The sequence below is a fragment of the Dietzia sp. Cai40 genome (genome assembly GCF_014145165.1).
In the GTDB taxonomy this organism is placed as follows: domain Bacteria; phylum Actinomycetota; class Actinomycetes; order Mycobacteriales; family Mycobacteriaceae; genus Dietzia; species Dietzia natronolimnaea.
On the sequence record NZ_JAALEB010000258.1, the window covers coordinates 1 to 7,230 of the forward strand.

6 protein-coding genes are annotated in these 7,230 nt (G+C 71.5%); all 6 read right to left on the minus strand.

Annotated features, from left to right (window positions below):
* Window positions 1-70: 70 nt before the first annotated feature.
* On the minus strand, window positions 71-685 hold the full coding sequence (locus tag G6022_RS10425; protein WP_338404046.1) for a response regulator transcription factor: 615 nt from the start codon (window positions 683-685) through the stop codon (window positions 71-73).
* 83 nt (window positions 686-768) lie between these two features.
* Window positions 769-2,136, minus strand: a complete 1,368-nt coding sequence (locus G6022_RS10430) for an ATP-binding protein (protein ID WP_179524180.1) — start codon at window positions 2,134-2,136, stop codon at window positions 769-771.
* On the minus strand, window positions 2,133-3,296 hold the full coding sequence (locus tag G6022_RS10435) for an iron-containing alcohol dehydrogenase (RefSeq protein WP_241731152.1): 1,164 nt from the start codon (window positions 3,294-3,296) through the stop codon (window positions 2,133-2,135). Before G6022_RS10435 ends, G6022_RS10430 begins: the two co-directional genes overlap by 4 nt.
* Window positions 3,297-3,321: 25 nt before the next feature.
* A complete protein-coding gene (locus tag G6022_RS10440; RefSeq protein WP_182617324.1) occupies window positions 3,322-4,854 on the minus strand; it encodes a VWA domain-containing protein in 1,533 nt (510 codons plus the stop codon).
* Window positions 4,851-5,939: a MoxR family ATPase gene (locus tag G6022_RS10445; protein ID WP_182691523.1), complete on the minus strand. Its 1,089-nt coding sequence runs from the start codon at window positions 5,937-5,939 to the stop codon at window positions 4,851-4,853. The genes G6022_RS10440 and G6022_RS10445 overlap by 4 nt, the downstream gene beginning before the upstream one ends.
* Window positions 5,940-6,048: 109 nt before the next feature.
* The coding region (gene mdo, locus G6022_RS10450; protein WP_182691525.1) for an NDMA-dependent methanol dehydrogenase at window positions 6,049-7,230 on the minus strand (1,182 nt) is incomplete at its 5' end.

The following is a 7,230-nucleotide window of genomic DNA, read 5'->3' on the forward strand; positions in this document are numbered from 1 at the left end:
GCCCGGTCTTTCGTTGGGCTGCCCGGTCGGTGGCGGGGCGGGGCGGCGGCGACGGGCGGGGCGGGGGCGGTCAGAGCAGGCCCTGCTGACTGGCCACGTACACCGCCTCGGCGCGACGTGAGACCTTGAGCTTGCGCAGGATGTTGCTGATGTGGAACTTGGCGGTCGTGGCCGAGATGAACAGCGCCTGACCGATCTCCTTGTTGGACATCCCCTCCGCCAGCAGTTTCAGGACCTCGATCTCCCGGGCCGACAGGGCCTCGGACGCCGAGCCCACGCCCTTGAGCGCGTCGAGCACCATGGACGCGGTGCGGGCGTCGAAGGCGCTCTGCCCCGCCGAGACCGACCGGACGGCGGTCACCAGCTCGGTCACGTCCACGTTCTTGACCACGTATCCCCGGGCCCCCGCCCGGACCGCCCGCACGACGATCGCCTTGTCGAGGAAGGTCGTGAGCACCAGGGGGGCCACGTCGGGGAACAGGTCGCGGACCGCCGCACAGACCCGCAACCCGTCGAGCTCGGAGCCGCTCCCGAGTTTGAGGTCGATCACCGCGACGTCCGGGCGGGTCGAGCGGATGACCTCAAGCGCAGCGTCCGCGGTCGACGCCTCACCGACCACCTCGAGGTCGGGCTCCCGCTCCAGCATCAGTCGCAATCCCTCTCGCAGGACGGCGTGGTCGTCCACCAGGACGGTGCGGATCGTCGACGGTGGGGTCGTGGGGCCGGTCCCAGGCGGGGTCCTCGGCCCGGGGGTCGTCGGACCCGGGGTCATCGGGCCGGCCGCCGGTCGAGTCCGTCGACGCGGGGCGCCACCACAGTGATCGCCACCCCACCCAGGTCGGACTGCACGATGCCCAGTTCTCCCCCCACCAGCTCGGCCCTCTCCCTCATGTTGACCAGGCCCTGGCGCTCCGCGGGGGAACCGGTCCGCTCGCCCTCGAGCATGGCCCGCAGGTCCTCCGGCCGTCCCACGCCGTCGTCCTCCACGGTCAGCACCACGGCCTCGTCACCGAAGTCCAGGGTCACCACCACGCCGTGCCCCCGCGAATGCCGCGCGGAGTTCGCGAGCGCCTCACCGGCGATCCGGAGCAGCTCGTGCTCGATCCCGGGGGTCGTCGGGACCTCGTCGCCGAGCACCCGGACCTCGGTGGTCATGCTCGACGGGACGTGGAGGCGGCACAGGTCCTCGATCAGGCGGCTCAACCGCCCGTCCCCGTCGTCGATCGTGCGCAGGGCGTAGATCACGGACCGGAGCTGGTCGACGGCCTGGTCGGTCAGGTGCACCGCCTTCTCCAGCAGCGGCCGCTGCCGGTCGACCCGCCCCACCGCGTCGAGTCCGAGTTGCAGGTGCATCCCCGCGCCGAGGACCAGCTGGGAGACGCTGTCGTGGAGTTCCCGGGCCATCCGCGACCGTTCCACGTCGAGGATCCGCTGGCGGTGTGCGGCGTCGAGTTCCCGATGGGCCAATTCCAGTTCGGAGTTCCGCCGGGACAGCTCCACCACGTGCCCCCGGGCCTCCTCGTACGCCTCCTCCGCCCGCGCGAGCAACGTCTCCTGGTCCCGGAAAAGGACGGAGTTGTGCAGTGCCACGGCCGCCTGCGCGGCGAGAATCCGCAGGACCACCGTGTCGATGTCCTCGGCCGGCCGCCCGGGGTGGCGCCAGGACGCCAGTCCCCCGATCACCCCGCCGTGCAGTATCAGCGGCACGGTCACCGCGTCGGGGCCTCCGGCGTCCGCGACCTCGGAGGACCTGCCGCCGCGGAGGACCGCGAGGAGGACATTGACCACATCAGTGGGCAGCCCCTCCGGGACCGGCGCCAGATCCCGCCCCTCGAACGCGACGAACCGCCCCTCGGGGTCCACGATGACGTGCCGTGGCTCGACGGACGGGAGCTGACCGTCCCGGAGGGCGACCAGCGCCCACTCGGCGTCGAGCTGGTCGTAGGCGACCCGGAGGACCGACAGCATCAGCTCCTCGGGCCCCTCGGCGGTCCGCACCAGCGCACCGGAGACCCGATCGAGCGCGTGCATGGAGCGGCGCAGCCTCGACTCCGCCGCACGGTACTGATCGAAGAAGCTCCTCTTGACCGACCGCAGGCCCAGGAGGGAGTCCAGATCCGTGGGCCCCTCGGTCATGACGCCTCCCGGTACAGTCGTTCGACGTCCTCGAGGGTGACGGGACGCGGGTTCGTGGCCATGCACAGATCGTCGAGCGCGTGCGCGGCCAACGTGGGGATGTCCTCGGCGCGAACCCCCAGCTGCCCGAGCCCCGCCGGGATCCCGACGGCCTCCGCGAGGTCCCGGAAGCGGTCCGCGACCCGGTCCGTCACCTGGCCGCCCCGGGAGCCGACGGCCACCCCGGCGGCGCGCGCCAGGTCCGCCATGCGGTCCGCGCGCATGACCATCCCGTTGTGCCGGACGACATGGGACAGCAGGACCCCGTTGATCTGGCCGTGCGAGGAGTCGTACCGACCGCCCACCGGGTGGCTCATCGCGTGGACCGCCCCCAGGACGGCGTTGCTGAACGCCATCCCCGCCTCGAGCGACGCGAGCGCCATGTCCTCCAGTTGCCCGTCGCCGTGCCTCTCGCCGCCCCCGAGCCTGTCGAGCGCCCGCGTGCACAGCTCGACGGACCGCAGGGCGTGGGAGTCCGTCAACGGACCCGCCGCGCGCGAGAAGTACGCCTCCACCCCGTGGGAGAGCACGTCGATCGCCGTGGCCGCCCGCACGTCCTCGGGGACGGTGGCGTGGGTGGCCGGGTCGATGACCGTCACGTCCGGCACCAGAGAGCGGCTGACGATGGTCACCTTGGTCCGCCGGTCCGAGTCGTTGACCACGCAGAACTGGGAGACGTCGGCACCACTGCCGGCCGTCGTCGGCACGGCCACCACCGGGGGCAGCGGCAACCGGATCCGGTCGACCCCCTCGTACTCGAGGACGTGCCCTCCGTTGGAGACGACGAGCGCCACCCCCTTGGCGGCGTCGATCACCGAGCCGCCGCCCACCGCCACGATGACGTCGCACCCCGAGGAGTGGTAGGTCCTCGCGCCGGAGAGGATCTGGGACGCCCGCGGGTTCGGCCGGACATCGGACCACACGACCGGCTCCGCACCCCGCGCCCTCAGCCCGTCGACGACCGTGCCCGGCCACGGGGTGAGTTCGAGCCACGGATCGGTGACGACGAGGGGACGCCGTGCGCCCAGTCCCATGGCGGCGGTCGCGGCCTCGGGCAGGGCACCGAAGCCGAAGAGGATCTCCGGCGCGTGGAACTTGGCCACCCGGCCTTCCGACGACATGCCCACACGATAGGCCCGGGTCATGTCAGGCGAGCGAGCTTCCCAGCAGACCTGCCCGTTCGGACAGTTCCGCGGGGTCGCGCGCGGTCACCACCCCGTCCAGGTACCGGGCGTACACGCTCAGCCCACACGTGGGCCGGTTCCAGTACCTCCGGGCCTCCGGGGTGATCCACGCCATCCGGTGGGCCCGCCTGCTGATCCGTCCGACCAGGTCCTCCCGCGGATCCAGGCCGTTGCTCCGCCCGTCACCCACGACGAGGACCGAGGTCCGGGCGTCGATCAGGTCGCCGTGGCGGTCGAGCAGCTCGGCGAACATCCGCCCGTAGTCACTGCTGGCCTCGAGGTCCAGACCGGGTGCGGCCAGCACGGTCGCCAACGCGTCCGGACCCGACGACGACAGGAGGTGGTCGGTCACGTCGACGGGTCGGTCGACGAAGGCGACCACGGAGCACCTGTTGACCTTCCGGTGCAGGCTCTGGGCCAGGCGCAGCACGAATCCGGTGACGGGTCGGACCGAGAGCGACACGTCGACGAGGATCAGGAGCTTGAGCGGCCCGGGGACACGGGTCCGGTTCATGATGGTGAACGCCTCGCCGTCCGTCGCCCAGGCCCGTCGCAGGGTGGAGCGCGAATCGAGCAGCCCGCGGGCGAACGGCCGGGAGCGCCGCCGGGGGGCGCCCCGGATCCGGCGCATCACCTCGTGAGACGCGCGCTCGAGGTCCCCGCCGTCGGGCGCCTCCGGGCCCCCGTTGACCTCGTCGTCGTCGACACGACCGTCGGTGACGTCCTCCGCGAGGTTCCTCAGGAACTCCACGACCGCGTCGACGAACATCCCCACCTGCTCGCCCGCCGGGGGCCCGCCCTCGTCGGCGTGCCCCGCGTACACCTGTCGGGCGTCGTACCCGTCGAGGGTCCGCAGGACGTCGAGCGCGTCCGCCCAGTCCAACGACTCGCCACTGGAGACCGAGATGGCGGAGGACCCCATCTCCCCCACCCGGTCCGACGACGCGCGATCCACCTCGATCTCGTAGGTGACCGAGGACTGCCACCGCTCCGCCCCCGCCTCGACCGCGAACTCCTCCTCGCCCGTCGCGGTCGAGAAGTCGGAGTCGTCGTAGTGGATGTCCTCGTCACGGCGGGCCGTCTCGTCGCCCTCGACCAGGTCACCGATCTCGGCCGGGTCCAGGTCCGACGGGGTGAACGGCGAGGACCCGTCCGAGTCCAGTCCCAGTTCGTCGGGCAGCGCCCCCACCTGCGGGGCGTCGCCCCGGGCCCCTCCGGAGTCCTCGACCCGGGCCGCCCGCACACCGAGGAAGAAGCTGTCGAAGACCGCGTCGAAGCCCCGGTTCTCCCGCTGGTACTTGACGGTCACCGCACGGAGCGCCGGCCGGAGGACCTCGGGCCGGGAGGTCCCCACCAGCGCAAGGACCGTCCGCAGTTCCACCACCTCGGCCGGGGAGACCGCCACCCCGCGTTCCCTGAGCAGCCGCCCGAACGCCACGGAGACGATGTCGAGCACCTGCGGGGGCGAGACGTGGGACCTGTCCCCGGCCGTCATCGTCGTCCGGTCCCGCGCCCGGCCACGCTGCGGGCCCGGCCGGCCCCGAACGCGGCGGAGGTCGACGCCCCGGTCACGTCGGCGGCCGCCCGCATGTCCCGACCGCCACCCGCCGGCTCCTCGCCCGGGGCCGCCCCAGCGCCGAGAACGCCACGGGCGACATCGTCGTCGGACCGGTACTTCAGGAGAGCGGCGGACAGGACCCAGCCGAGCTCCGGGCCGTCTCCACCCCACACCGACGCGGCGCGCGCCGCGTCCACCACCTCGGAGATCGACGGGGCCTTGCGCAGGGGCAGCTCGCGCAGGCGGCGTGCCTTGTCCACCACGTCGGCCGCCACCGACTCCGGCACCTCCGGAGCGCGGGACCGGACGATCTCCGTCTCCCGCGCGGCGTCCGGGAAGTCCACGTGGAAGTGCAGGCACCGGCGCTTGAGGGCACTGGACAGCTCCCGGGTGTCGTTCGAGGTGAGCACCACCCAGGGCGTCGTGCGTGCGCGGTAGGTGCCGAGCTCCGGGATCGTCACCTGCTTCTCCGCGAGCACCTCGAGCAGCATCGCCTCGAGCGACTCCTCCGTGCGGTCGATCTCGTCGATGAGCAGGACCACCGGGTCCTCGGACGTGATCGCCTCGAGCAACGGCCTGGTCACCAGGAAGTCCTCGCCGTGGATCCCCACCTCCATCTCCGCCAGCGCGGCCGAGGCCGCGGCGAGATCCTCGTGCCCCGCCAGTTCCGCCGTGATCCGGTCCCGGAGCATCTGGACGTGGAGCAGCTGCTTGGCGTAGTCCCACTCGTACAGCGCCCGGGCGTCGTCGAGCCCCTCGTAGCACTGCAGCCGGACCAACCGACGGCCGAACGCGGAGGCCAGCGACTTGGCCAGCTCGGTCTTGCCCACACCGGCCGGCCCCTCCAGCAGCAGCGGCCTGTCGAGGACCGTCGCCAGGTGCACGACCGTCGCCAGCTCACGGTCGACGATGTACCCCGTCCCGCGGAGGGCCTCCGCCAGGACGTCGACGTCGATCACCGCGTCCGCGGGACCCACCTCGTCGGAACTCAGGTCGTCGGGGTGATCCTCGATGACATCCATGGTCGGGCCCTTTCCGTTCTCGGGAGATGGTGGTGTCCCCCGGGGACGGGCGGGACGGATCCGCTCGCCCGCCCCCGGGGACGTCCTGGTGGGGTGCCGCGCCGACCGGTCAGTACGACCCGGTCATGGCGTGCTCGACCATCGGGATCAGCGACTCGACCGTGGACTCACGCGGGTTGCCCGGGGTGCACGCGTCCCCCATCATGTGCTCGGCGATCCGGCGGATGTTCTCCGCCGAGGTGTCGATCCTGTCGCCCTTGCCCTTGTACTTGCCCGTGTCCATCTGGTTCTTCTCGTACAGCCCGGGCGTGATCTGGCTGAAGTTGTCCGGGATGCCGACGTCCTTCGACAACCGGATGGCGGCCTCCACCGCCGCGTCGGCGGCCTGGACGGTCGTCATGTTGCGGGTGTCCACGCCCATCTGCGGCGCGAGTTCGGCGTAGCGCTGGTAGCGCGACGGCAGGTTGTACTCCCACACCCGGGGCAGCGCGATGGCGTTGTTCAGACCGTGGTGCGTGTCGTAGTACGCGCTGATCGCGTGGGACATCGAGTGGATCATGCCCAGGCCGCCCGAGTTGAACGCCTGCGTCGCGATGTACTGCGCGTTCATCATGCCGGTCCGGGCCTCGAGGTTGCGGGGGTCGTACACGGCCGTCGTGAGGTTGTCCGCCACGAGCTTGGTCGCGTACAACGCGTTGCCCAGCGACGGGGCGAAGTCGAGCCGGGACACGTACGGCTCCGAGCAGTGCGCGAGGACGTCGAAACCGCAGTACGCGGTGAAGTGCTGCGGGCAGGAGTAGTAGAGGAGCGGGTCGTCCATCGCCAGCGAGACCAGGCTGGCGTCGTCGAACGCGACCCACTTGTGCGGGTGGTCCATGTCCGAGGTGTCCGTGATCACGTACGCCCACGAGGTCTCCGCGCCGGTGCCCGCCGTGGTGGACACCGCGATGTGCGGCGGGTTCTCGAAGTTGGTGGACTTGGAGAAGCCCTGGAACTCGTTGATGTCGCGGCCGTCGTGGGCGATCACCACGCGGGCGCCCTTGGCGGCGTCATGACTGGAGCCGCCGCCCACCGAGATGATGCCGTCGCACTTCTCCGAGTTGTAGAGCGCGGCGGCGTCCATGACGTTGTAGTCCTTGGGGTTGGACTCGACCTTGTCGAAGACGACGACGTCGAGGCCCTGGTACTCGATCTTGCCCTTGAGCTCCTCGATGATGCCCGAGCCGCGCAGTCCGGTGGTCATGATGAGGACCCGGGTCATCCCCAGCTTCTTGGCCTCCACGCCGAGGAT